Origin of the sequence: Streptomyces sp. NPDC003036 (assembly GCF_040611175.1) — a bacterium.
Lineage (GTDB): Bacteria > Actinomycetota > Actinomycetes > Streptomycetales > Streptomycetaceae > Streptomyces.
The window spans coordinates 94,814-118,018 of record NZ_JBEXNO010000021.1; the positions used below are offsets into that span (position 1 = coordinate 94,814).

Genomic DNA, 23,205 nt, shown 5'->3' on the forward strand with positions numbered 1-23,205 from the left:
GCCTGTCGACAATCCGGGACAACCCCGTCCTAAAGTACGGGCGTTCGACTGCCGATCAGGGGCTCCCGGCTGCCCGGAAGCCCCCAGGCCGGAGGTGCCGGCCGGGCAGCCGGGTCCCACCCGAGCCTCAGGCGGCACCTCCGGGGCGTCAGCCCGCCGCCGCGTCGCACTCCTGCGCGCGCAGCGCGCGCGCCAGGTCGTCGCGGGCCTCCAGGACCAGGCGGCGCAGGGCCGGGGCGGCCTCCTCGTGGGCGGCGAGCCAGGCGTCCGTCGCCTCCAGCGTCGACGGGTCGTCCTGGAGCGACGGGAACAGGCCCCGCACCACGTCCATGCCGATCTGGATGGACCGCTCCCGCCACACACGCTCGATCGCGTCGAAGTACTTCGGCGCGTACGGCGCGATCAGCGCCCGCTGCGACGGCTGGACGAAGCCCGCGATCGTCGCCTCCACCAGCGCGTTCGACAGCGCGTCCGACTCGACGACCTGCGCCCACGCCTGCGCCTTGACCGCCTCCGACGGGCGCGCCGCCAGGCACCGCACCTGGTGGCGCTTGCCCGACGCCGTGTCGTCGCGCGCCAGCTCGGCGTTGATCACGCTCTCGTCGGCGCGGCCGTGCGCGGCCAGCGGTCCCAGGAACGCCCAGCGCAGCTCCTGGTCCACGTCCAGCCCGTCGATCTTGGCCGAACCGTCCAGCAGCTCCTCCAGCAGCGCGAAGTCCGCGTCCCCGCTCGCCGTCGCCGCGAAGAACCGCGCCCACGTCAGCTGGTGCTCACTGCCCGGCTCCGCCGCCCGCAGCTCGCGCAGCGCGCCCTGCGAGACCAGCCGGCCGCCCTCCTCGCGCCACGCCGGGGCGGCGTAGTGGGTCAGCGCCGACTGCGCCCAGGCGTGCAGCATCTGCAGCACACCGATGTCCGACTCGCGCCCCGCGAAGCGCAGCACCAGCGCCACGAAGTCCCGCGCGGGCAGCAGCGCGTCCCGCGTCAGGTTCCACAGCGCCGACCAGCACAGCGCCCGCGCCAGGGGGTCCGTGATGTCGCCGAGGTGCTCGCGCAGGGTGTCCAGCGAGTCCTCGTCGAAGCGCACCTTCGCGTACGTCAGGTCCTCGTCGTTGACCAGCACCAGCGCCGGGCGCTCGGCCCCCACGAGCTCCGCCACCACCGTGCGCGCGCCGGTGATGTCCACCTCCGCGCGGGCGTACCGCACCAGCTCGCCGCCCTCCGCCCGGTACAGGCCCACGGCCGCGCGGTGCGGGCGCAGTTCAGCGCCCTCCTGCTCCACCGCGAGCTCCGCGACCCTGCCCTCGGCGTCGTACGTCACGACCGGCGTGAGCACGTTGACGCCCGACGTCTGCAGCCAGGACCGCGCCCACGCCTTCATGTCGCGGCCCGAGGTCTCCTCCAGCACCGACAGCAGGTCGTCCAGAGCGGTGTTCCCGTACGCGTGCCGCTTGAAGTAGCGCCGGGCGCCCTCCAGGAAGGCCTCCCGCCCCGCGTACGCCACCAGCTGCTTCAGGACCGCCGCGCCCTTGGCGTACGTGATGCCGTCGAAGTTCAGCTTGGCGTCCTCCAGGTCACGGATGTCGGCCGTGATCGGATGCGTCGACGGCAGCTGGTCCGCCCGGTACGCCCACGCCTTGCGGTTGTTGGCGAAGGTGACCCAGCTGTTGGTGAAGCGGGTGGCCTCCGCCAGCGAGAAGGACCCCATGAAGTCCGCGAAGGACTCCTTCAGCCACAGGTCGTCCCACCACTTCATGGTGACCAGGTCGCCGAACCACATGTGCGCCATCTCGTGCAGGATGACGTTGGCCCGCCGCTCGTACGCCGCGCGCGTCACCTTGCCGCGGTAGATGTACTCCTCGCGGAAGGTCACCATGCCGGGGTTCTCCATCGCGCCGAGGTTGTACTCGGGGACGAAGGCCTGGTCGTACTTCCCGAAGGGGTAGGGGTAGTCGAAGTTGTCGTGGAAGAAGTCGAAGCCCTGCTTGGTGACGAGGAAGACGTCGTCCGCGTCGAAGTGCTTCGCCAGCCCCTTGCGGCACATCGCGCCGAGCGGGATCTCCAGGTCGCCGCGCCGGTAGGTGTCCGTGACGTAGTGGTACGGGCCGGCCACCACGCAGGTGATGTACGTCGAGATGGGCGCGGTCTCCGCGAACCGCCAGACCCCGCCCTCCCGCGACTCCTCCGCGCCGTTGCTCCACACCGTCCAGCCCTCGGGCGCCGTCACCTCGAAGCGGTAGGGCGCTTTCAGGTCGGGCTGCTCGAAGTTGGCGAACACGCGCCGCGCGTCCGCCGGCTCGTACTGCGTGTAGAGGTAGACCTCGCCGTCCTCGGGGTCGACGAAGCGGTGCATCCCCTCGCCCGTCCGGCTGTACGCGCACTGCGCGTCCACCACCAGCACGTTCTCCTCGGCCAGGCCTTCCAGGGCGACCCGCGTGCCGTCGAAGACGGCGGCCGGGTCCAGCGCGCGGCCGTTGAGCGTGACGGCGTTCACGGACGGGGCGACCAGGTCCGCGAAGGTGGCGGCGCCCGGCGTGGCGCAGCGGAACCGGATCGTCGTCACCGACCGGAACGTCCGCCGCTGCGCCTCGCCGCCGGCGGCCTCCCCGACTGCGGACCGCAGGTCGAGAGCCACCTCGTACCCGTCGACGGTCAGCAGTTCGGCCCGCTCACGGGCCTCGTCGCGGGACAGATTCTCACCGGGCACGGGCAACTCCTTCGTAGCTCGTTCTGACAGGAGTGATCCTCCCATGCGCAACTGACGGCCGGTATGGGGAATGCCGGTGGTGCCCGGTGGTGTTGCCCCCCTCAGGCGCACCCGACCCCTTTGTTGAGGAGACGCATGTCCGAGAGCAGGATCACCGCCGACTTCTGGTTCGACCCCATGTGCCCCTGGGCGTGGATGACGTCCCGCTGGATGCTGGAGGTGGAGAAGGTCCGCCCGGTGGACGTGCGCTGGCACGTGATGAGCCTCGCCGTCCTCAACGAGCCCAAGATGGACGAGCTTCCCGAGGAGTACCAGACGCTGCTCAAGACGGCCTGGGGCCCGGTGCGCGTGGCCATGGCCGCCCAGCAGCAGCACGGCGACGACGTGCTCGGCCCCCTCTACACCGCCATGGGCACCCGCTTCCACAACAAGGGCCAGGACGCCACCGACCGCGCGGTCCTGGAGGCGGCTCTGGAGGACGCCGGGCTGCCGGTCTCCCTCGCGGGCTACGCCGACAAGGACACGTACGACACGGAGCTGCGCGCCTCCCACAAGGAGGGCATCGACAAGGTCGGCCAGGACGTCGGGACGCCGGTCATCGCGGTCCCCGGCGCGGACGGCGAGCAGATCGCCTTCTTCGGCCCGGTCGTCACCCCGGCCCCCCAGGGCGAGGCGGCGGCCCGCCTGTGGGACGGCACGCTGATGGTGGCGTCGACGCCCGGCTTCTACGAGATCAAGCGGACCCGGACCGCCGGCCCCGACTTCAGCAACCTGTAGCCGCCGCCGTACGGCGACACAACAGACGGCCCCCCGCGATTCACTTCATCGCGGGGGGCCGTCCTTCATCCGCCTGCCCGGTGAAGGTTGAGAAGACGATCACGAGCAGGACGATGCGCGGTGCCCCGGTTCAGGGGCACGCCTTCACAAACACGTCTTCACGGCGCGATCAGCGGGGTGCGCTCCTTGGCCTGGGCGTACCGCTTGGCCACGTCCTGCCAGTTGACGACCTCCCACATCGCCTCGATGAAGTCCACCTTCTGGTTCTTGTACTGGAGGTAGAAGGCGTGCTCCCAGGCGTCGAAGACCAGGATCGGCACCGAGCCCTGGCCGACGTTGCCCTGGTGGTCGTAGACCTGCTCGACGATGAGCCGGCCGCTGACCGGCTCGTACGCGAGGACGCCCCAGCCCGAGCCCTGCGTCGTCGCGGCGGCCTTGGACAGCTGCGTCTTGAATTTGGCGAAGGAGCCGAAGGACGCGGCGATCGCGTCGGCGAGCTCACCCACGCCGTCGGCCGCCAGCGGCTCGCCACCGCCGCCGTTCTTCTTGCCCGTCATGTTGTGCCAGTAGATGGAGTGCAGGATGTGGCCGGAGAGGTGGAACGCGAGGTTCTTCTCCAGGCCGTTGATCGCGCCCCACTGCTCCTTGTCGCGCGCCTCCTCCAACTGCTCGAGGGTGTCGTTCGCGCCTTTGACGTAGGCGGCGTGGTGCTTGTCGTGGTGCAGCTCGATGATCTGCGGGTTGATGACCGGCTCGAGCTCCGCGTAGTCGTACGGAAGTTCGGGGAGTGTGTAGATCGCCATGTCCGTGCCCTCCGACTGCTGCTGCATTCTGCTGCTTATTGCAAAGGCTGTGCAAGTGCAGGCTAACAGCAGGAAGGTCCGGAAGTTGATCAGCCCTTCGTCCTAGGCCGCGCGTCCCGGGCGATCACCGCGAGGTCCGGGAAGTCGGTCACCACCGCGTCCACCCCGAGCGCGTAGTGGCGGGCGTACTCGGCGAAGGCGTCCCCGAAGCCGTTCGGGTCGGTGCCGCGCCGCAGGTCGGCGGGGAGGTAGCGGTTCTCGGCGCGGAAGGTGTACGCGCCGACGCGCAGCCCCGCCGCGTGCGCGTCCGCGAGCAGCGGGGACGGTGGCAGGAGGGACGACTTGTCGGGGCCGATCCACCGCGCGTACGCGGCGATGGCGCGCAGCCCGGCGGGTGTCGTCATCTCCGCGTACGTGGCGGAGTGGCCGTACGGGCCGCCGCTGGTGCCGAGCGCCTGCCACAGCGGCACGCGCAGCCCCTCCTCGCCGGCGAGGCGCAGCAGGCTGGACGGCTCGAAGGACTGGACGACGCACTCGCGCGGGCCGAGCCGGTTGCGGCGTACGGCCTCGGCGAGGACCGGCTCCAAGGGCAGGCCGAGGGAGCGGAAGTACGTCGGGTGCTTGGTCTCCGGGAAGACGGCCACGGTCCGGCCGTACCGCCGCGAGAGGCCGCGGGCGAGGTCGACGACCTCCTGGAAGGTCAGCAGCTGCTCACGCCCGTCGAAGACGGTGTTCCGGTTCCGTACGAGGGGGAGGCGCTCGACCGCCCGCAGGGTCTTCAGCTCGGCGAGCGTGAAGTCCTCGGTGAACCAGCCCGTCACGGACCGCCCGTCGACGGTCTTGGTGGTGCGGCGTGCGGCGAACTCCGGACGGTCGGCGACGTCCGTGGTGGCCGAGATCTCGTTCTCGTGGCGCACGACGAGGTGGTGGTCGCGGGTGGCGACGAGGTCCGGCTCGATCCAGTCGGCGCCGCACTGGACGGCGAAGGCGTACGAGGAGGCGGTGTGCTCGGGGCGCCAGCCGGCCGCGCCGCGGTGGCCGACGACCAGGGGCCGGGCGGCGGGCGGCGCGGCGGCGCCGGCCGGTGGAGCGGACAGGGCGGCCGTGGCGCCGGCGCCCGCGGCGAGGAGTACGGAACGACGTCTCATACCGCCGGACGGTAGGCGGCCCCCGCCCGCGGGCCGGTCCGTTTCACCCGCCGTACGGCCGGGTTTCACCGGAACGCCGAAGGCTCCGGCGCGGACCGGCACGCCGAAGGCCCCGGCGCGCGGTGCGCCGGGGCCTTCGCGTACAGGCTGGGTCAGACCTTCTCGGGGGCCTTTGCCTCCGTCGACTCCTTGCGGGTCATCTGGAGGATGTAGCCGATCACCGCGAGCGTCAGCGTCAGCCCGCCCGTGAAGTACAGCTGCTCCCGCGTGCCCTCGTCGCGGGCCATCAGGACGAAGACCGCCGCCATGCCGACCAGCGCCACGTACGTCAGGTACGGGTACGCCCACATCTTCACGACCAGCTTCTCGGGCGCCTCGCGCTCCAGCCGGCGGCGCAGCAGCAGCTGCGAGACCGCGATGAAGAACCAGACCACCAGGATGATCGCGCCGATGGTGTTGAGGAGCCAGCCGAAGAGCTTGTCCGGGCTCCAGTAGCTGAGCAGCACGCAGACGAAGCCGATGACCGACGACGCCAGGACGGCGACGCGCGGCACACCGCCGGAGAGCTTCCCGAGCAGCTTCGGACCCCACCCGCGGGCGACCAGGGAGTTCGCCATGCGGGAGGCGCCGTAGATGTTGGCGTTCATCGCCGAGAGGAGGGCGATCAGCACGACGACGTTCATGGTCTGCTCGGCGGCCGGGATGCCCAGGTGCTCCAGCGTGGCGACGTACGGGCCCTTCTCGGCGACCGACTTGTGGGTCCAGGGCAGCAGCGTGACGACGACGGCCATCGAGCCGACGTAGAAGATGGCGATCCGCCACATGGCCGTACGGACGGCCTTCGCGACGCCCTGCACGGGGTTCTCGGACTCGGCCGCGGCGATCGTGACCGTCTCCAGGCCGCCGTACGCGAAGACGGAGGCGAGCAGGCCGACGATCAGGCCCTCGGAGCCGTTCGGCATGAAGCCGCCGTGGCCGGTGAGGTTGCTCGCGCCGGGGGAGTCCGTGCCGGGCAGGAGGCCCAGGATGGCGAGCACGCCGATGGCCAGGAAGAGCACGATGGCGCCGACCTTGAGCGCGGCGAACCAGAACTCGAACTCGCCGAAGTTCTTCACGGCCGCGAGGTTCGTCCCGCAGAACACCACCATGAAGAGGGCGACCCAGATCCACTCCGGGGTGTCCGGGAACCAGCCGGTCATGATCTGCGAGGCGCCCATGGCCTCCAGGCCGACGGCCACGCAGAGCAGGAACCAGAAGGACCAGCCCGCGGTGAAGCCCGCCCAGGGTCCGATGGCGCGCTCGGCGTGCACGGAGAAGGAGCCGGACGCCGGGTTGGCCGCCGCCATCTCGCCCAGCATGCGCATCACGAGCATGACGAGCGCGCCGGATATCGCGTACGCGAGAATGATCGACGGGCCGGCGGCGGCGATGGCGGTGCCGGAGCCGACGAAGAGGCCGGCGCCGATGACGCCGCCGAGGGCGATCATCGACAGATGCCGCTGCTTGAGTCCGCTGGCGAGCGGTACGTCGACGACCGGCGTCGGGGTGCCGACAGGCGTCGACTCGGCGGGGGCCGAGTCGACGGATGAGGGCGCGGGGGTCCGAGACATGGGTGTGCCCTGTTCGTAGCTGAGACGGGGGGCTGCGTGTGGCCCACAGTCTGTGGGGGCGCACCGCTTACAGGGAACAGCGGACCGCTATACGGACACCGTGCTCACACAATGTGAAGGAATGAACACCGATTATTCACAATTGGCGGCGCGTCCGCCACTCCCGCACACCCGCCACCATCAAGACAGCCGCCGTCGCCCCGCCCGACCACAGCACCTGAGGCCGCGTCCCCTCGTCGGCCAGCATCAGTGCCACGACCGCCGCCATCGCGGCCAGCGCCGCGTACGTCAGCCACGGGAACCCCCACATGCGGAGGGACAGCCTCTCCGGCGCCTCCCGCTCGATGCGCCGCCGCAGCCGCAGCTGCGACACCGCGATCAGGCTCCACACGAACAGCAGCACCGCGCCGACCGCGTTGAGCATGTAGAGGAAGACCGAATCCGGCCACTTGAGATTGAGCAGGACGGAGACGAAGCCGAACGCCACCGACGCCAGCACCGCCCGCCGCGGCACACCCCCGCGTGACACCGCCAGCAGTCCCTTCGGCGCCTCGCCGCGCTCCGCAAGCGAGAACACCATCCGCGAGGACCCGTACAGGTTGGCGTTGAGCGCCGACAGCAGGGCCACGAAGACCACCACGTTCATGATCTGCCCGGCCGACGGCACCCCGATCGCGTCCAGCACCGCGACGTACGGGCTCCGGCCCGGCTCCATCGACGTCCACGGCAGCAGCGTCACCACGACCAGCATCGAGCCGACGTAGAAGAAGAGGATCCGCCACACGGCGCTGCGCACCGCGCGCGCCACATTGCGCGCCGGGTCCTCGGACTCGGCGGCGGCGATCGTCACGACCTCCAGGCCGCCGAAGGCGAAGACCACCGCCAGCACCCCGGACACCACCCCGTCCCAGCCGGCCGGCAGGAACCCGCCCTGCCCGGTCAGGTTCGCCATCCCCACGGGGTCGGTGTCGGGCAGCCAGCCGGCGATCGCCGCCACCCCCAGCGCCAGGAAGAGCACGATCGCGCCGACCTTCAGCGCGGCGAACCAGAACTCGAACTCGCCGAAGTTCTTCACCGCCGTCAGGTTCGCGGCCGTGAACACCACCATGAAGACCAGCACCCACGTCCACTGCGGTACGCCCGGCACCCAGCCGTGCGCGATCCGCGCCGCGCCCGACGCCTCCACCGCCAGCACGACCACCAGCAGGAACCAGTACAGCCAGCCGACGCTGAACCCCGCCCAGCGGCCCAGCGCCCGCTCCGCGTGCACCGAGAAGGCCCCCGAAGCGGGCATCGCCGCCGACATCTCGCCGAGCATCCGCATGATCAGCATCGCCAGCGCGCCCGCGATCAGGTACGACAGCACGATGCCGGGCCCGGCGACCGCGATCCCGGCCCCCGAGCCGACGAACAGCCCGGCGCCGATCACCCCGCCCAGGCCGAGCATCGTCAGGTGCCGCTGCTTCAACCCGTGCGCGAGGGGCTCGGGCTCCGGGGCAAGCGGGGCCGGCGGGGCGGCCGGAGGGGCGTCGTGCATGGCGCTCGTACTCTCGCAAGGGGTGCTGTTTGGCGGGAGCCCACAGTCTTCCCGCTGGGGCGTACCTGGCGCAAAAAGGACGGTCCGTCAGGAGCTCCTCGTGACAAGCGTCACGCCCGGCGAGGTGTGAGCGGCCCCCTTTGTGTGAACTCCACCAAGCGCTCGGCCGGCGCTTTGTCATCGGCTGACGGTGATCGCTCGTTCACTCCTGGGCTAGCGTCAGCCTGTCCTTACCTGTCCCCACCTGCCCTCACCCCGCGGAGCCCCCGATGAGCACTGCCGCCGCCCCCACCATCCGCACCGGTACGGTCCTGGCCGACCTGCTGCCCGCCGGCCGTACCCGTGACATCGCGCTCGTCGTCGGCGGCGCCGCGCTCACCGGTATCGCCGCCCAGATATCCGTGCCCGTCTACGGCTCGCCGGTGCCGATCTCCGGCCAGACCTTCGCCGCGCTGCTCGTCGGCACCGCGCTCGGCGCCCGCCGCGGCTTCCTCTCCCTGGCGCTGTACGTGGTCGCCGGCGTGGCGGGCGTGCCGTGGTTCGCGCAGGCCACCTCCGGGTACGCCATGCCGTCCTTCGGCTACGTCCTCGGCATGCTGCTCGCCTCGACCGTCGTCGGCGCCCTGGCCCGGCGCGGGGCCGACCGCTCCGTGGCGCGCATGGCGGGCACGATGGTGCTCGGGTCCCTGATCATCTACGCCGTCGGTGTGCCGTACCTGGCGCTCGCGACCGGCATGACGCTGTCGGCGGCCGTGGCGAAGGGCCTGGTGCCGTTCCTCATCGGCGACGCGCTGAAGGCGGCGCTGGCGATGGGCGCGCTGCCGACGGCGTGGAAGCTGATCGGCCGCAAGGGCTGAGGCGGCAGCCGCCGACCGTACGACCGCTACAGCCGTACGGAAACGGAAAGGCTCTCCGTACCCGACGGGTACGGAGAGCCTTTCCGTCGTGCCTTCTCGTCGTGTCCGCTACCGGTTCTGCTTCCTGACGGCATCGCGCACGAAGGCGATCACCAGGACGACCGCGGCCACGGCCAGCGACAGGACGACCTGCTCACGCGCGTCCCCGCCCTTGTAGAGCATGTAGCCCAGCACGAACGTGATCATCGCGATCGTCGCCCACGTCAGGTACGGGAACAGCCACATCCGGACGACGAGCTTCTCGGGCGACTCGCGCAGGATGATCCCGCGCATCCGCAGCTGCGTGACGCAGATGACCAGCCACACGAAGAGGGCCACCGCGCCGGAGGAGTTCAGCAGGAAGGCGAAGACGGTGTCGGGCCACTTGTAGTTGAAGAAGACGGCCACGAAGCCGAACAGCACCGACGACAGGATCGCGGCCCGCGGCACGCCCCGCTCGTTGGTCCGTGCGAACGCCCGGGGCGCCTCACCGCGCTGCCCCAGCGAGAACGCCATCCGGGAAGCCGTGTACAGACCCGAGTTGAGGCACGACAGCACGGCGGTGAGGACGATGACCTCCATGACCGTGCCGGCGTTGGGGATGCCGATCGAGTTCAGCGCGGCGACGTAGGAGCCCTTGTCCACGATGGACTTGTCGTTCCACGGCAGCAGCGTCAGGACGACGAAGATGGAGCCCAGGTAGAAGACGGCGATCCGCCAGATCACGCTGTTCGTCGCCTTGGTGACGGCCCGCTGCGGGTCCTCCGACTCGCCCGCGGCGAGGGTCACGATCTCGCTGCCCATGAACGAGAAGACGACCATCAGCACACCCGTGAGCACCGCCCCGGCGCCCATCGGGAAGAAGCCCCCGGTGTCCGTCAGGTGCGCGAAGCCCGCGCCCGGGTTGTCCGAGCCCGGCAGCAGACCGAAGACGGCGAGCAGGCCGACCACCACGAAGGCGGCGATTGCCACGACCTTGATCCCGGCGAACCAGAACTCGAACTCGCCGTACGAGGAGACCGAGGCGAGGTTCGTCGCGGTCAGCACGACCATCACGATCAGCGCCCAGCCCCACTGCGGGACGGCCGGAATCCAGTGCTCCAGGATCTGGGCGCCCGCGGTGGCCTCCACGGCCAGCACCACGACCCAGAAGAACCAGTACAGCCAGCCGATCGTGAAGCCGGCCCAGCGGCCGAGCGCCTGGTCCGCGTAGGCGGAGAAGGAGCCGGAGGTCGGCCGGGCGGCGGCCATCTCGCCGAGCATCCGCATCACGAACACGACCATCGCGCCCACGAGGGCGTACGACAGCAGGATGGCCGGTCCGGCGGCGGCGATGCCGGAACCGGACCCCACGAAGAGGCCGGCGCCGATCACTCCACCGATGGCGATCATGGACAGGTGGCGGTTCTTGAGTCCGGCCTTGAGGCCGTCGGAGGGCTGCGAAATGCCGGGGTCTCCGGTCGTTCCGCCTTCCTTCGGCAGGGTCGGCTGCGTCGTCATGGACGATTCCTTACGTCTGTGCGGTACTCGGGTTACGAGCCCTGCATGCAAACACGGGACCCGCGAGGGCCGAAAGACCCCGATTCCGGATCGTGACCCTGCGGCACCCCGAGGGGCCCCCTGACCGGACCGGGGCCGGGCCCGTGCCACACTCGGACGCATGCGCGTGTACCTCGGCTCCGACCATGCCGGCTTCGAACTCAAGAACCACCTCGTCGAGTGGCTCAAGGCCCACGGCCACGAGCCCGTCGACTGCGGTCCCCACATCTACGACGCCCAGGACGACTACCCGCCGTTCTGCCTCCGCGCCGCGGAGAAGACCGCCGCGGACCCCGAGAGCCTCGGCATCGTGATCGGCGGCTCCGGCAACGGCGAGCAGATCGCCGCGAACAAGGTGAAGGGCGTCCGGGCCGCCCTCGCCTGGAGCGAGCAGACGGCCGCGCTGGGCCGCGAGCACAACAACGCCAACGTCGTCGCCATCGGCGGCCGCATGCACTCCCTGGAGGAGTCCACGAAGTTCGTGGAGACCTTCCTCACCACCCCGTACTCGGGCGAGGAGCGCCACACGCGCCGCATCGAGATGCTCTCGGCCTACGAGACCACCGGCGACCTCCCCCCGATCCCGGCGCACCACCCCCAGCAGGACTGACCGCGGCACGCGAGAGGCCCCTCCGGAAGGACGGGGCCTCTTCCCCTGCGCCCGAGAGGAGAACCGCATGCCCGAGGGGCACACCATCCACCGCCTCGCGCAGGACCACCTCGCCCGCTTCGGCGGCCGCGCGGTCCGCGTGTCCAGCCCCCAGGGCAAGTTCTCCGACAGCGCGGCCCTCCTCGACCGCCGCGTCCTCACCACCGCCGATGCCCACGGCAAGCACCTCTTCCTCGGCTTCGACGAAGACGGCACCGACTGGGTCCACATCCACCTCGGCCTCTTCGGCAAGCTCGGCTTCGGCACCACCCCCGCGCCCCCGCCCACCGACACCGTCCGCCTGCGCCTGGTCAACGGCGAGCACTACGCCGACCTCCGCGGCCCCACCGCCTGCGCCCTGATCACCGAGCCCGAGAAGCGGGCGATACACGAGCGCCTCGGCCCCGACCCGCTCCGGGACGGCGACGACCCCGCCAAGGCGTGGCGCCGCGTCTCCAGGAGCCGCACCACCATCGCCGCGCTGCTCATGGACCAGAAGGTCATCGCGGGCGTCGGCAACGTCTACCGCGCCGAGGTGCTCTTCCGGCACGGCATCGACCCGTACCGCCCCGGCAAGGACCTCACCGAGGGCGAGTGGAACGCGATCTGGGACGACCTCGTGGCGCTGATGCGCGAGGGCGTGCGGAACAACCGCATCGACACCGTACGGCCCGAGCACACGCCCGAGGCGATGGGCCGGCCGCCGCGCGTCGACGACCACGGCGGCGAGGTGTACGTCTACCGCCGGGCCCACCTGCCCTGCCACGTCTGCGGCGGCGAGATCCGCACCGCCGATCTCGCCGCCCGCAACCTCTTCTGGTGCCCCGGCTGTCAGAAGCCGTGAGGCAGCCAGGGCGCGACGGCCGAGCCGAAGGCCGCGGACGCCTCCGCCAGCGCGCCGCGCCGCAGTTCCCGTACGCGCCCGGCGGCTGCCAGCGACGCGAGCGACTCGCCGCCCAGGTACGCCGCGCCCAGCTCCCGCACCGACAGGGCGAGGTCCGGCGTGTCGCGCGTACGGGAGCAGACGGCCCCCTTGGCGTCGCCGGACAGCCGCCAGCGGCCCGTGTTCCAGGGGCAGAACGCGTCCTCCACCTCCAGCACCACGTCCACGGGCGCCTGGTAGGTGCGCGCCTCCAGGGCCGCGCCGAGCTCCACCAGGCGTACGTACAGACCGTCGCGCACCCGCGCCCCGCAGCGCCGGACGTCGGAGACGAGGTACTGCCAGGTGTCGTCCACCGGACGGTCCACCACCGTGAGCGTCGACATCAGGTCGAGGGAGAACAAGTGCCGCCACAGCGCGCCGTACGCGGCCGGGTCCAGCGCCCCGATGTCCCGCAGCTGCACCGTGCCGTCGGGCACGGAGGCGCGCCACTCGGGCTTGGTGGCGTAGAGCGCGTAGCCGACGGCCTCGCCGTCCCGCTCCGCCAGCACGCACCGCAGCGGCGAGGCGCCCTCCCGCTCGCCGGGCGGGTCCAGCAGCGGCAGCCGCTCCCAGCCGGGCCGGCGGGCGAGCATCCCGGGCCGCTCCGGGACCAGCCGGGCGTAGACCGCCTCGCACTCGGCGCTGACGTCCGCGGGCGCGGCGAGCCGTAGCCGTACGTCATCCGTACCGGGCGGGAGGGACAGCCGCACCCGTTCGGTGTCGATCTCCGCGCGCAGCTGCCGGGTGGCGCAGCCGTACCCGAACCGGCCGTAGATCGCCGGCTCCGACGCCGTCAGGACCGCGAGCGGCTCCCCCCAGGCGCGTACGTCGTCGAGCTGGCGCCGCATCATCGACGTCAGCACGCCCTGCCTGCGGTGCGTTGGGGCCACGCTCACCATGGTCACGCCCGCCGTCGGCACCGACGCCCCGCCCGGCACCGTGAGCCGGAAGGTGAACGCTCCCGCCGTACCGACGCACGTGTCGCCCTCCCACACCCCGAGGGAGCGCTCGTACTCGGTGAGCGCGTGCCACAGCTCACGTTCCTCCGGGGCCTCCGGCACGCCCCCGAAGGCCAGCTCCAGCTGTCCGTACCAGCGGTCCCATTCGTCCGGGCGGAGCACCCGTAATTCCATCGTCATATGCCATGCCTAGCAGGACGGCCTGCCCGGGGCGACCCAATTTCGAACGCATTGTCATAGGGGTCCCCCTGCACGCGGGCGGACCGGATGGATAGGGTCCAGGCCAATGGCCCGTAGCGCACGAGTGGACGCGTACCTGGCCCGGATGCGGAAGTCGACGCGCCGGGCCCGCATCGCCCTGCGCAAATCCGCCGTGGACTACTTCCGCGGCGACGGCTCCGACTGGATCGCCTTCGCGGGCCTGCTGCTCACCGTCCCGGCGATCACGCTCTTCACCATCGCCAACCCCGTGTGGGCCGCACCGGCGGCGCTCGTCCTGCCGATCGTGGCCGGCGGCCTGCTGCTGCGCCCCGCGAGCCTGCTCGGCCTGTACGCGGCCTCCGCCGCGGCCCTGATCGTCGAATCGCTGGCCCTCGGCCCGTACACCGAGGGTGCCGCCCGTGTCACCCCCGGCACGGTGCTGGTGGTCGCCGCGTGCGGCCTGTTCGGGCTGCTGCTGGCGCAGTTCCGCGCCCGCGTCGGCGTGCCCTGGCGGCGCGGCGGCACGATGCTCTTCGACCTGCGCGAACGTATCCGCGTGCAGAGCGCCCTGCCGGAGCTGCCCAAGGGCTGGCACCACGAGATGGCGCTGCGCCCGGCCGGCGGCCAGTCCTTCTCCGGCGACTTCGTCGTCGCGGCCCGCACCCACGGCGGCCGCACCCTGGAGGTCGTCCTCACCGACGTGTCCGGCAAAGGCATGGACGCGGGCTCCCGCGCCCTGCTGCTGTCGGGCGCCTTCGGCGGCCTGCTCGGCTCGCTGCCGCCGCACGGCTTCCTCCCGGCCGCCAACGGCTACCTGCTGCGCCAGGACTGGCAGGAGGGCTTCGCGACCTCCATCCACCTCGTACTGGACCTGGACTCCGGCGACTACGAACTGCTGTCGGCGGGGCACCTGCCGGCGCTGCAGCTGCACGCGGGCAGCGGCCGCTGGGAGGAGAAGACGGGCGAGGGCCCGCTGCTGGGCGTGTACGACGGTGCCGAGTTCCACCCGGCCAAGGGCTCGCTGCGCCCCGGCGACGTGCTCATGCTCTTCACCGACGGCCTGGTCGAGGCGGCGGACCGGGACATCGCCGAGGGCATCGACCGCCTGACGGGCGAGGCGGACCGCTATGTCGCCTCGGGCTTCGAGGGCGCGGCCTGGCACCTCATCGAGGCGTGCGCCAAGGACGTCAACGACGACCGGGCGCTGCTGCTGATCACGCGCGAAGCGTAGGGAGGCACACGTGCTGACGCTGGAGGAGATCGAGGCGCTCGCCCGCGAGGCCCACGCCGGCCAGACCGACAAGGCGGGCCGCCCCTACGCCGAGCACCTCCGGGCGGTGGCGGACGGGGTACGCGCCCGAGGCGGCGACGAGGCCCAGACGGCGGCCGCGTGGCTGCACGACGCGGTGGAGGACGACAAGCTGTCCGAGGAGTGGCTCGCGGCCGCCGCGCTGCCCCAGGAGGTCAAGGACATGGTCCTGGCCCTCACCAAGCGGCCCGGCGAGGACCTCGCCGCGTACGCCGCCCGTGTCCTTTCCGCACCGGGCGCCCGCCTCGTCAAGGAGGCCGACCTCGCACACAACGCGGACCCGGACCGCCTCGCCGTACTGGACGAGGCGACCCGGGCCCGGTTGACCGCGAAGTACGCGGCGATGCGCGCGCTGCTGGGGATCAGCCCTTCGTGAGCTCCCCGGGCTCCTTCCTGAACGCCCACTCCATCTTCGGCTCCGTCACGCACCGCAGGACGCGCCGCACCGGCGGCGTACACATCAGGGTCACGGCCGCCGCGGCCGCCAGGGTGACCCCGACCAGGCCCGCCGGCTCCTTGAGCCAGGGGTGCGCCGGGACGACCTCGAAGTAGTCGAGGGACTTCACCAGGAAGCCGTGCAGCAGATAGCCGCAGATGGTGCCCGCGCCCAGCACGCTGAACCAGGTCCGCCTGCCCGGCACCCACGCCAGGAACGCCACCGTCAGCAGCAGCGCGCAGGCGAACAGGCCCAGCGTCATCAGGGGCCCGGTCCACCAGGCGTACCCCAGCTCCGGGGCGCTGGTGGCGCGGTAGAACCAGCCCATCCGCACCCGCGGCGCCACCCAGTACGCGAAGACCAGCGCGCCCGCGGCCAGCGGGAGCGCCGCCAGCCGCACCGCCCGGCGCCGCACCAGCCGGAAGTGCTCGGGCTTCAGGATCAGTCCCAGGACGAAGAACGGCAGGAACTGCAGGATGCGCTGGAGGTCCAGGTCGTCACTGATGTCGGGCGTCAGCGAGGCGAGGGCGGCGATCACCAGCGCGACCGGCAGGGGGTGGCGCAGGGTGCGCCACAGGGGCGCGGACAGCCGCCAGACGAACAGCGCGATCAGGAACCAGGTCAGGTAGAAGGGGTCGGTCAGGCTGAAGACCTGCGCGGGGTCGCCGGCCCAGCGCCTGAAGAGCGTGTACGCGATCTCGAAGACGAGGTACGGCACGGCGATCCCGGTGACCAGCCGCTTCATCTGGTGCGGCTTGGCGGTGAAGCTGCGGGAGAAGTAGCCGGAGATGAGGATGAAGGCCGGCATGTGGAAGGTGTACACGAGCATGTAGAGGGACCGGGTCGCGCGGCTGCCCTCCATGACGGGCTCCCACGCGTGTGCCACGGCCACGAGCACGATCGCCAGGTACTTGGCGTTGTCGAACCAGGGGTCGCGCCCGGCACCCTTCTCGCCCGTCTCACCCGTCCGAGCGGGTCTGTCGACGGTCCGTGCCTCGGCCCGTGTCCCGGTCCGGGCCTCCGGTGCCTGCGGTTCCTCCCGTGCTTGCGGTGCCTCTCGGGCCGAGGGGAGCGGGGCCCTTTGATTTCCCTGCGGAGCGTGGAACATCTCAGGCACCTTAGTAGCGCTCCGGCGTATCCGTAAAACCCTCGGGAAGGCGCGTCCATTCGCAGCCGACACGACCGTCAACCGTGCGATATGCCCCAATTAATCCCTCTTAAATGGTGCATATCGTTACGCTATTTTCGACGAAGAATTACCACTCGGACACGCTGCGAATTTCCTGTGACCACCCTGTGTGCGAGGCGAAACCATCACCTCGAATGAGCAGTACTTTTTTCAGAACGCGCGGCGGCCCGGCGGTTCGGTCCGCCGACGATGCGTCAGGGGGTCGGGATCCGGGCAAGGTTGCTGGCACGATGAGCCGAACGGGGGTGCGCCGGGCTGCCCGCCCCCGGCCGGCAAGCGGAGACCGACCGACCGAGGGTTGTGATCAGTGTGGCCATTTCACTGTCCGTGGTGCTGCTGTTGGCGATCATCCTCGTGGTGATGATCCGCAGCGGCTCGATCAAAGCCGGGCCCGCGATCGTCGCCGCGCTCTTCGGCTTCTTCCTCGCCTCCACCGGGATGGCGCCGTCGATCCAGAAGTTCCTGGACTCGATAGCGTCCTCCATCAACCAGATCCGCTTCTGACCGGCGGCCGTGCGGGTGGGCGCGCGGACGCGCGGGCGCACGCGAAAACGCCTCCGGCCCGGCTCGGGATGGTTCGCCGAGCCGGGCCGGAGGCCGTGGAGCGGGCGACGGGAATCGAACCCGCGTAGCTAGTTTGGAAGACTAGGGCTCTACCATTGAGCTACGCCCGCACGTTGTGCACCGCAGGTCGCGTGGGCCGCGGCACGAAGAGCATCGTAGCGGGTCCGGGCCGGTCGCCGCACGCCCCCGAATCATGCCGACGCACCGCCCGCGGCCATGTACCCTACGTGTCGCACCGACGGGGTGTGGCGCAGCTTGGTAGCGCGTCCGCTTTGGGAGCGGAAGGCCGTGGGTTCAAATCCCGCCACCCCGACCATTCCTCTCCCGCGCTCCCGCCGCCGTGGCGTGCCGCGGAACCAAGATCACATTGTGGGCCCCATCCCGCTTGCGGTTACTATGCAAGCTGCGTGCCCGTGTGTCTCTGTGACCGGGCCGATCAGCCGGGCCGCCCGACCGAGCGCCCCGGCAGAAACCAAGAATCAGTCACCAAGGAGACCGAACCGTGAAGAGCGCCGTGGAGACCCTGAACCCGACTCGGGTTCGGCTCACTGTCGAGGTGCCCTTCGAGGAGCTCAAGGCCAGCCTCGACGCGGCGTACAAGAAGATCAACCAGCAGGTCACGGTCAAGGGCTTCCGCAAGGGCAAGATCCCGGCCCGGGTGATCGACCAGCGGTTCGGCCGGGGTGCGGTGCTGGAGGAGGCCGTCAACGACGCCCTCCCGAAGCTCTACACGGAGGCCATCAACGAGGCCGACGTCAACCCGCTGGGCCAGCCGGACGTCGACATCACCGAGCTGAAGGACGGCGAGCTGCTGGCCTTCACCGCCGAGGTCGACATCCGCCCGGCGATCGAGATCCCGGACTACTCCGGCATCGAGGTCACCGTCGACGCCGTCGAGGTCAGCGACGAGGACGTCGAGAAGTCCGTGGAGCAGCTGCGCGAGCGCTTCGCCTCCACCTCCCCGGTCGAGCGCGCCGCCGCCGAGGGCGACGTCGTGACGATCGACCTCGAGGCCAAGGTCGACGGCGAGGTCCTCCCGGACGGCGTCGCCAACGGCGTGCAGTACACCATTGGCTCCGGCGAGCTCCTCGAGGGCATCGACGAGGCCGTCACCGGCCTGGAGGCCGGCGGCGAGGCCACCTTCACCTCCACGCTGAAGGGCGGCTCCGCCGAGGGCAAGGAGGCCGAGGTCACCGTCAAGGTCACCCAGGTCGCCGCCCGTGAGCTCCCCGAGCTCGACGACGACTTCGCCCAGATGGCGTCCGAGTTCGACACCCTCGACGAGCTGAAGGCCGACAGCCGCAAGCGCCTCGAGAACATGAAGCAGTACGACCAGGCCACCCAGGCCCAGGAGCGCGTCCTCGACGAGCTGCTGAAGCTGGTTGAGGTCCCGATCCCCGAGAAGCTCCTCGAGGACGAGGTCAACACCCGCAAGCACAACCTCGAGCACCACCAGCTCGGCCAGATGGGTCTGACCATCGACAAGTACCTGGAGCTCCAGGGCAAGACCGCCGAGGAGTTCGACGCGGAGACGCGCGAGCAGGCGGTCAAGGGCATCAAGACCCAGTTCATCCTCGACGAGCTCGTCTCCCGCGAGAAGCTCAACGTCAACCAGGACGAGCTGACCGAGCACCTGATGCGCCGTGCCGCCTCCTCCGGCATGAGCCCCGACCAGTTCGCCAAGGCCGTCGTCGAGGGCGGCCAGGTCCCGATGCTGGTCGGCGAGGTCGCCCGCGGCAAGGCCCTCGCGGCCGTCGTCGAGGCCGCCAAGGTCGTCGACACCAACGGTGAGACGGTCGACCTCGGTGACGACGAGGACGAGACCGAGGAGGCCGCCGAGGCCGCCGCCGAGGCGTCCGAGGACGAGGCCGCCGAGGGCAAGTCCGAGGCCTGAGCCTCACCCTGACCGGTCCAGCAGAACGATCGACGGGCCCGGCCCGCACCCCGCGTGCGGTCGGGCCCGTCGCCGTACGGACCCCCGGGCAGCCCCCGGACCTTGCGCTCCCAGCGAACAGTTCGGGAAGCGGGATGGTGTTGTCCCACCTGCGCGTTAGGGTCCATGAATACGAGGGCAGGGGGATACCCGCCCCAGTACGAAGACGCTGAGACGGCCGCCGGAGCCGTCAGAGACGAGCAGGTGGATACGTGACGAATCTGAAGCCTTACGCCGCGGGTGAGCCGTCCATCGGTGGCGGCCTCGGCGACCATGTCTACAACCGGCTGCTCGGCGAGCGGATCATCTTCCTCGGCCAGGCGGTGGACGACGACATCGCCAACAAGATCACCTCGCAGATGCTGCTCCTTGCCGCCGACCCGGACAAGGACATCTACCTGTACATCAACAGCCCGGGTGGCTCGGTGACGGCCGGCATGGCGATCTACGACACCATGCAGTACATCCCCAACGACGTCGTCACCATCGGTATGGGCATGGCGGCCTCCATGGGCCAGTTCCTCCTCACCGGCGGCACCGCCGGCAAGCGCTTCGCGCTGCCCAACACCGACATCCTGATGCACCAGGGCTCCGCCGGCATCGGCGGCACCGCCTCGGACATCAAGATCCAGGCCGAGTACCTCCTCCGCACCAAGAGGCGCATGGCCGAGATCACCGCGCACCACTCCGGCCAGACCGTGGAGACGATCATCCGCGACGGCGACCGCGACCGCTGGTTCACCGCGACGGAGGCCAAGGAGTACGGCCTGATCGACGACATCATGTCCGCCGCCGCGGGCGTTCCGGGTGGTGGCGGCACCGGCGCCTGAGCTGCCCGAGCAGCCGCGCCGTACCGCCCCAGCCTCCCGCCTCCCAGCCCGCCGAACGCCACCAGGATGGTGAACACCCACATGAGCAACTTCTCCGCGAGCGGCCTCTACACCGGCCCGCAGGTGGACAACCGGTACGTCGTCCCCCGCTTCGTCGAGCGCACCTCCCAGGGCGTGCGCGAGTACGACCCGTACGCCAAGCTCTTCGAGGAGCGCGTGATCTTCCTCGGCGTGCAGATCGACGACGCCTCCGCCAACGACGTCATGGCGCAGCTGCTGTGCCTGGAGTCGATGGACCCGGACCGGGACATCTCCATCTACATCAACAGCCCCGGTGGCTCCTTCACCGCGCTGACGGCCATCTACGACACGATGCAGTTCGTGAAGCCGGACATCCAGACGGTGTGCATGGGCCAGGCGGCCTCCGCCGCGGCCGTCCTGCTCGCCGCCGGTACGCCCGGCAAGCGCATGGCCCTGCCGAACGCCCGCGTGCTGATCCACCAGCCGTCCGGCGGCACCGGCCGCGAGCAGCTCTCCGACCTGGAGATCGCGGCCAACGAGATCCTGCGCATGCGCACCCAGCTGGAGGAGATGCTGGCGAAGCACTCCACCCAGCCGATCGAGAAGATCCGCGACGACATCGAGCGCGACAAGATCCTCACCGCCGAGGACGCCCTGGCGTACGGCCTGGTGGACCAGATCGTCTCGACCCGTAAGAGCACCGCCGCGGCGGCTGCCTGACGGACCAACCTCCCCTTGGCGCGGTGTGAACCGTGCCAAGGGGGGCCCGTACGGGGGGCCCGGCAAGGTACCGTCGGATATGAGGCACCAGGAGCAGGCTGAACCAAGCCGCTCCCAGGCGAAGGGGAAGCACCTCGTGGCACGCATCGGTGATGGCGGCGACCTGCTCAAGTGCTCGTTCTGCGGAAAGAGCCAGAAGCAGGTGAAGAAGCTCATCGCAGGCCCCGGTGTGTACATCTGCGACGAGTGCATCGACCTCTGCAACGAGATCATCGAGGAGGAGCTCGCAGAGACCTCCGAGGTGCGGTGGGAGGAACTCCCCAAGCCGCGCGAGATCTACGAGTTCCTGGAGGGGTACGTCGTCGGGCAGGAGCCCGCGAAGAAGGCCCTCTCCGTCGCGGTGTACAACCACTACAAGCGCGTCCAGGCCGGCGAGAACGGCGGCGCGCAGGGCCGGGACGACGCGATCGAACTCGCCAAGTCCAACATCCTGTTGCTGGGCCCCACGGGCTCCGGCAAGACCCTCCTGGCCCAGACACTCGCCCGGATGCTCAACGTCCCGTTCGCCATCGCCGACGCGACGGCACTCACGGAGGCCGGGTACGTGGGTGAGGACGTCGAGAACATCCTGCTGAAGCTCATCCAGGCCGCCGACTACGACGTCAAGAAGGCCGAGACGGGCATCATCTACATCGACGAGATCGACAAGGTCGCCCGTAAGAGCGAAAACCCGTCCATCACGCGCGATGTGTCCGGCGAGGGCGTGCAGCAGGCCCTCCTCAAGATCCTGGAAGGCACCACGGCCTCCGTGCCGCCGCAGGGCGGCCGCAAGCACCCGCACCAGGAGTTCATCCAGATCGACACGACGAACGTCCTGTTCATCGTGGGCGGTGCCTTCGCCGGCCTGGAGAAGATCATCGAGTCGCGGGCGGGCGCCAAGGGCATCGGCTTCGGCGCGACGATCCGCTCCAAGCGCGAGATCGAGGCCAGCGACCAGTTCCAGGAGGTCATGCCGGAGGACCTGGTCAAGTTCGGCATGATCCCCGAGTTCATCGGCCGCCTCCCGGTCATCACCTCGGTCCACAATCTCGACCGCGAGGCCCTGCTGAAGATCCTCGTCGAGCCGCGCAACGCGCTGGTGAAGCAGTACCAGCGCCTCTTCGAACTCGACGGCGTGGAGCTGGACTTCGACCGTCCCGCCCTGGAGGCCATCGCCGACCAGGCCATCCTCCGCGGCACGGGCGCCCGCGGCCTGCGCGCCATCATGGAAGAGGTCCTGATGTCCGTGATGTACGAGGTCCCGTCCCGCAAGGACGTGGCCCGCGTCGTCATCACGGCGGACGTCGTCCACAACAACGTCAACCCGACGCTCGTCCCGAGGGTCGTCAAGGACCAGGGCCGCCACGAGAAGTCGGCGTAACGCAGCGGCACGGCGAAGGGGCCCGCACGGTTCACCGAACCGTGCGGGCCCCTTCCGCTTGCGTCAGACCTTGGTGCGCGAAGCGTTGTACGCCTTCGCGGCCATCTCCGCGACCTGCTCCTGCGGCAGACCCTTGCCGCTGGCGACCATCTGGGCCACGTCGACGACGTTCACGGCACCGATGGTGCTGTAGTCGGCCCAGACGCAGAGCGGTACTTCGAAGCTCTTCGGGCCCATGCCGCTCGCGTCCCCCTTGGGGACGGACTTGAGCGTCTGGCACTTCATCAGCGCGCCCTCGAAACCGGCCGGCTCCATGGCGGTGGGGCTGCCCACCAGCTCGACGGTGATGTCCGCGTCCGGCTCGTCCTTCGACTTCTTCTCGATCATCGCGAAGTAGCCGTCGAGCGCCTTCTCCGGGTCGGCGATCTCACCCCACAGGCCGTTCAGGCTCATGGACTTGCCCTTGAGCGGCTCGTCCGAGCCCGTCTTGTAGTCGGCGCCCGCCTGCTGCGGGTTCTTGATGCCGAGGAGCGTCTCGGCCTCCTTCTTCTCCTTGGCGTCCAGCGTCTCCGAGTTGTCCTTCTGCTTCTTGTACTCGCCGACCGACGCCGCCGGGGTCAGCTTGTACCCCTTGGTGTCGTCCCCGACGGCGCCGTTGCCGCCGCCCCCGCCGAACACGAAGTACGCGCCCACGCCCAGCGCCACCACCGCGGCCACCGAGCCGAGGATGATGCCCGTCTTCTTGCCGCCGCCCGAGACCGGCGGCGGGGGCGGCGGGTAGGCGCCGGGGCCCGCGCCGTAGGGGGCCTGCTGCGGGGGCTGGCCGTACGGGGCGGGCGGCTGCTGCGGGTAGCCGTAGCCCTGGGGCGGCGGGGCCTGCTGAGGGTATCCGTAGCCGGGCTGGGGCGCCTGCGGCTGCTGCGGGGGCTGGCCGTAAGGGCCCGGCTGACCGTACGGTCCCGGCTGCTGGGGCTGTCCGCCGTACGGGCCCGGCTGGTTGTAGCTCATTAAAGGGTTCCCCTCCGAATGCTTATGCGT

20 protein-coding genes and 2 tRNA genes are annotated in these 23,205 nt (G+C 70.5%); 12 read left to right on the forward strand and 10 right to left on the reverse strand.

The annotated features are described in order from the left end of the window. Positions 1–148: 148 nt before the first annotated feature. The gene (pepN, locus tag ABZX67_RS17595; RefSeq protein ID WP_355360938.1) at positions 149–2,704 is read right to left on the reverse strand and encodes an aminopeptidase N; all 2,556 of its coding nucleotides are present in this window, start codon (positions 2,702–2,704) and stop codon (positions 149–151) included. A 135-nt stretch (positions 2,705–2,839) separates the two neighbouring features. Here pepN and ABZX67_RS17600 point away from each other — a divergent pair, with 135 nt between their 5' ends. Then, on the forward strand, positions 2,840–3,481 hold the full coding sequence (locus ABZX67_RS17600; protein WP_355360941.1) for a DsbA family protein: 642 nt from the start codon (positions 2,840–2,842) through the stop codon (positions 3,479–3,481). A 158-nt stretch (positions 3,482–3,639) separates the two neighbouring features. Here the strand turns inward: ABZX67_RS17600 and ABZX67_RS17605 are convergent, their stop codons facing one another. The 4 genes from ABZX67_RS17605 to ABZX67_RS17620 form a co-directional block, all read right to left on the reverse strand. After that, positions 3,640–4,284, reverse strand: coding sequence for a superoxide dismutase (locus ABZX67_RS17605; protein WP_355361042.1), 645 nt, complete (start codon positions 4,282–4,284; stop codon positions 3,640–3,642). 89 nt (positions 4,285–4,373) lie between these two features. After that, the gene (locus ABZX67_RS17610) at positions 4,374–5,432 is read right to left on the reverse strand and encodes a glycerophosphodiester phosphodiesterase family protein (RefSeq protein ID WP_355360943.1); all 1,059 of its coding nucleotides are present in this window, start codon (positions 5,430–5,432) and stop codon (positions 4,374–4,376) included. Positions 5,433–5,584: 152 nt separating this feature from the next. Then, entirely contained in the window at positions 5,585–6,919 is a 1,335-nt protein-coding gene (locus tag ABZX67_RS17615) for an amino acid permease (RefSeq protein ID WP_355361045.1), read from the reverse strand. A 259-nt stretch (positions 6,920–7,178) separates the two neighbouring features. Beyond that, a complete protein-coding gene (locus tag ABZX67_RS17620) occupies positions 7,179–8,579 on the reverse strand; it encodes an amino acid permease (protein ID WP_355360945.1) in 1,401 nt (466 codons plus the stop codon). A gap of 269 nt (positions 8,580–8,848) precedes the next feature. Between ABZX67_RS17620 and ABZX67_RS17625 the strand changes: the two genes are divergently transcribed. Continuing rightward, positions 8,849–9,436: a biotin transporter BioY gene (locus ABZX67_RS17625; protein WP_355360946.1), complete on the forward strand. Its 588-nt coding sequence runs from the start codon at positions 8,849–8,851 to the stop codon at positions 9,434–9,436. Positions 9,437–9,544: 108 nt separating this feature from the next. Here ABZX67_RS17625 and ABZX67_RS17630 read toward each other — a convergent pair whose 3' ends face one another. Next, positions 9,545–10,975 (reverse strand): amino acid permease, encoded by a 1,431-nt coding sequence (locus ABZX67_RS17630; protein ID WP_355360949.1) that lies wholly within the window; start codon positions 10,973–10,975, stop codon positions 9,545–9,547. A 160-nt stretch (positions 10,976–11,135) separates the two neighbouring features. On the opposite strand from ABZX67_RS17630, the gene ABZX67_RS17635 reads away from it, so the two are divergent. Beyond that, on the forward strand, positions 11,136–11,624 hold the full coding sequence (locus tag ABZX67_RS17635; RefSeq protein ID WP_355360952.1) for a ribose-5-phosphate isomerase: 489 nt from the start codon (positions 11,136–11,138) through the stop codon (positions 11,622–11,624). 67 nt (positions 11,625–11,691) lie between these two features. Continuing rightward, the gene (locus ABZX67_RS17640) at positions 11,692–12,507 is read left to right on the forward strand and encodes a DNA-formamidopyrimidine glycosylase family protein (RefSeq protein ID WP_355360955.1); all 816 of its coding nucleotides are present in this window, start codon (positions 11,692–11,694) and stop codon (positions 12,505–12,507) included. Here the strand turns inward: ABZX67_RS17640 and ABZX67_RS17645 are convergent. Beyond that, positions 12,495–13,724 (reverse strand): GNAT family N-acetyltransferase, encoded by a 1,230-nt coding sequence (locus ABZX67_RS17645; protein ID WP_355360958.1) that lies wholly within the window; start codon positions 13,722–13,724, stop codon positions 12,495–12,497. The genes ABZX67_RS17640 and ABZX67_RS17645 overlap by 13 nt on opposite strands. Positions 13,725–13,830: 106 nt before the next feature. Between ABZX67_RS17645 and ABZX67_RS17650 the strand changes: the two genes are divergently transcribed. Then, positions 13,831–14,976: a PP2C family protein-serine/threonine phosphatase gene (locus ABZX67_RS17650; RefSeq protein ID WP_355360961.1), complete on the forward strand. Its 1,146-nt coding sequence runs from the start codon at positions 13,831–13,833 to the stop codon at positions 14,974–14,976. A 13-nt stretch (positions 14,977–14,989) separates the two neighbouring features. Next, on the forward strand, positions 14,990–15,430 hold the full coding sequence (locus tag ABZX67_RS17655) for an HD domain-containing protein (protein WP_355361048.1): 441 nt from the start codon (positions 14,990–14,992) through the stop codon (positions 15,428–15,430). Here the strand turns inward: ABZX67_RS17655 and ABZX67_RS17660 are convergent. Further along, a complete protein-coding gene (locus ABZX67_RS17660; RefSeq protein WP_355360964.1) occupies positions 15,417–16,598 on the reverse strand; it encodes an acyltransferase family protein in 1,182 nt (393 codons plus the stop codon). The genes ABZX67_RS17655 and ABZX67_RS17660 overlap by 14 nt on opposite strands. 390 nt (positions 16,599–16,988) lie before the next feature. Here ABZX67_RS17660 and ABZX67_RS17665 point away from each other — a divergent pair, with 390 nt between their 5' ends. After that, positions 16,989–17,183 (forward strand): hypothetical protein, encoded by a 195-nt coding sequence (locus ABZX67_RS17665; protein WP_355360967.1) that lies wholly within the window; start codon positions 16,989–16,991, stop codon positions 17,181–17,183. Between the two features lie 96 nt (positions 17,184–17,279). On the opposite strand, the gene ABZX67_RS17670 is transcribed toward ABZX67_RS17665, so the two are convergent. Next, positions 17,280–17,353, reverse strand: a tRNA-Gly gene (locus ABZX67_RS17670). Positions 17,354–17,482: 129 nt separating this feature from the next. Here ABZX67_RS17670 and ABZX67_RS17675 point away from each other — a divergent pair. The 5 genes from ABZX67_RS17675 to clpX all read left to right on the forward strand — a co-directional run bounded on the left by ABZX67_RS17675 (position 17,483) and on the right by clpX (position 22,167). Continuing rightward, positions 17,483–17,559 (forward strand) — tRNA-Pro (locus ABZX67_RS17675). 186 nt (positions 17,560–17,745) lie between these two features. After that, positions 17,746–19,137 carry a trigger factor gene (gene tig, locus ABZX67_RS17680; protein ID WP_355360970.1) on the forward strand — a complete coding sequence of 464 codons (1,392 nt, stop codon included), beginning with the start codon at positions 17,746–17,748 and terminating at the stop codon, positions 19,135–19,137. A gap of 251 nt (positions 19,138–19,388) precedes the next feature. Continuing rightward, entirely contained in the window at positions 19,389–20,006 is a 618-nt protein-coding gene (locus ABZX67_RS17685) for an ATP-dependent Clp protease proteolytic subunit (RefSeq protein WP_355360973.1), read from the forward strand. 66 nt (positions 20,007–20,072) lie between these two features. Then, complete coding sequence (locus tag ABZX67_RS17690; RefSeq protein WP_031070475.1) at positions 20,073–20,747, forward strand: ATP-dependent Clp protease proteolytic subunit; 675 nt, start codon at positions 20,073–20,075, stop codon at positions 20,745–20,747. A gap of 136 nt (positions 20,748–20,883) precedes the next feature. Further along, positions 20,884–22,167 carry an ATP-dependent Clp protease ATP-binding subunit ClpX gene (gene clpX, locus ABZX67_RS17695; protein ID WP_355360976.1) on the forward strand — a complete coding sequence of 428 codons (1,284 nt, stop codon included), beginning with the start codon at positions 20,884–20,886 and terminating at the stop codon, positions 22,165–22,167. 63 nt (positions 22,168–22,230) lie between these two features. Here clpX and ABZX67_RS17700 read toward each other — a convergent pair whose 3' ends face one another. Continuing rightward, positions 22,231–23,175 carry a hypothetical protein gene (locus ABZX67_RS17700; RefSeq protein WP_355360979.1) on the reverse strand — a complete coding sequence of 315 codons (945 nt, stop codon included), beginning with the start codon at positions 23,173–23,175 and terminating at the stop codon, positions 22,231–22,233. Between the last annotated feature and the right edge of the window lie 30 nt (positions 23,176–23,205).

Excerpts from the sequence above, each read along its gene's own strand:
- ABZX67_RS17600 (WP_355360941.1), top strand. The coding sequence starts at position 2,840 with ATGTCCGAGAGCAGGATCACCGCCGACTTCTGGTTCGACCCCATGTGC.
- ABZX67_RS17605 (WP_355361042.1), bottom strand. The coding sequence starts at position 4,284 with ATGGCGATCTACACACTCCCCGAACTTCCGTACGACTACGCGGAGCTC.
- ABZX67_RS17610 (WP_355360943.1), bottom strand. The coding sequence starts at position 5,432 with ATGAGACGTCGTTCCGTACTCCTCGCCGCGGGCGCCGGCGCCACGGCC.
- ABZX67_RS17615 (WP_355361045.1), bottom strand. The coding sequence starts at position 6,919 with ATGATCGCCCTCGGCGGCGTCATCGGCGCCGGCCTCTTCGTCGGCTCC.
- ABZX67_RS17620 (WP_355360945.1), bottom strand. The coding sequence starts at position 8,579 with ATGCACGACGCCCCTCCGGCCGCCCCGCCGGCCCCGCTTGCCCCGGAG.
- ABZX67_RS17625 (WP_355360946.1), top strand. The coding sequence starts at position 8,849 with ATGAGCACTGCCGCCGCCCCCACCATCCGCACCGGTACGGTCCTGGCC.
- ABZX67_RS17630 (WP_355360949.1), bottom strand. The coding sequence starts at position 10,975 with ATGACGACGCAGCCGACCCTGCCGAAGGAAGGCGGAACGACCGGAGAC.
- ABZX67_RS17635 (WP_355360952.1), top strand. The coding sequence starts at position 11,136 with ATGCGCGTGTACCTCGGCTCCGACCATGCCGGCTTCGAACTCAAGAAC.
- ABZX67_RS17640 (WP_355360955.1), top strand. The coding sequence starts at position 11,692 with ATGCCCGAGGGGCACACCATCCACCGCCTCGCGCAGGACCACCTCGCC.
- ABZX67_RS17645 (WP_355360958.1), bottom strand. The coding sequence starts at position 13,724 with ATGACGATGGAATTACGGGTGCTCCGCCCGGACGAATGGGACCGCTGG.
- ABZX67_RS17650 (WP_355360961.1), top strand. The coding sequence starts at position 13,831 with ATGGCCCGTAGCGCACGAGTGGACGCGTACCTGGCCCGGATGCGGAAG.
- ABZX67_RS17660 (WP_355360964.1), bottom strand. The coding sequence starts at position 16,598 with ATGTTCCACGCTCCGCAGGGAAATCAAAGGGCCCCGCTCCCCTCGGCC.
- ABZX67_RS17690 (WP_031070475.1), top strand. The coding sequence starts at position 20,073 with ATGGTGAACACCCACATGAGCAACTTCTCCGCGAGCGGCCTCTACACC.
- ABZX67_RS17700 (WP_355360979.1), bottom strand. The coding sequence starts at position 23,175 with ATGAGCTACAACCAGCCGGGCCCGTACGGCGGACAGCCCCAGCAGCCG.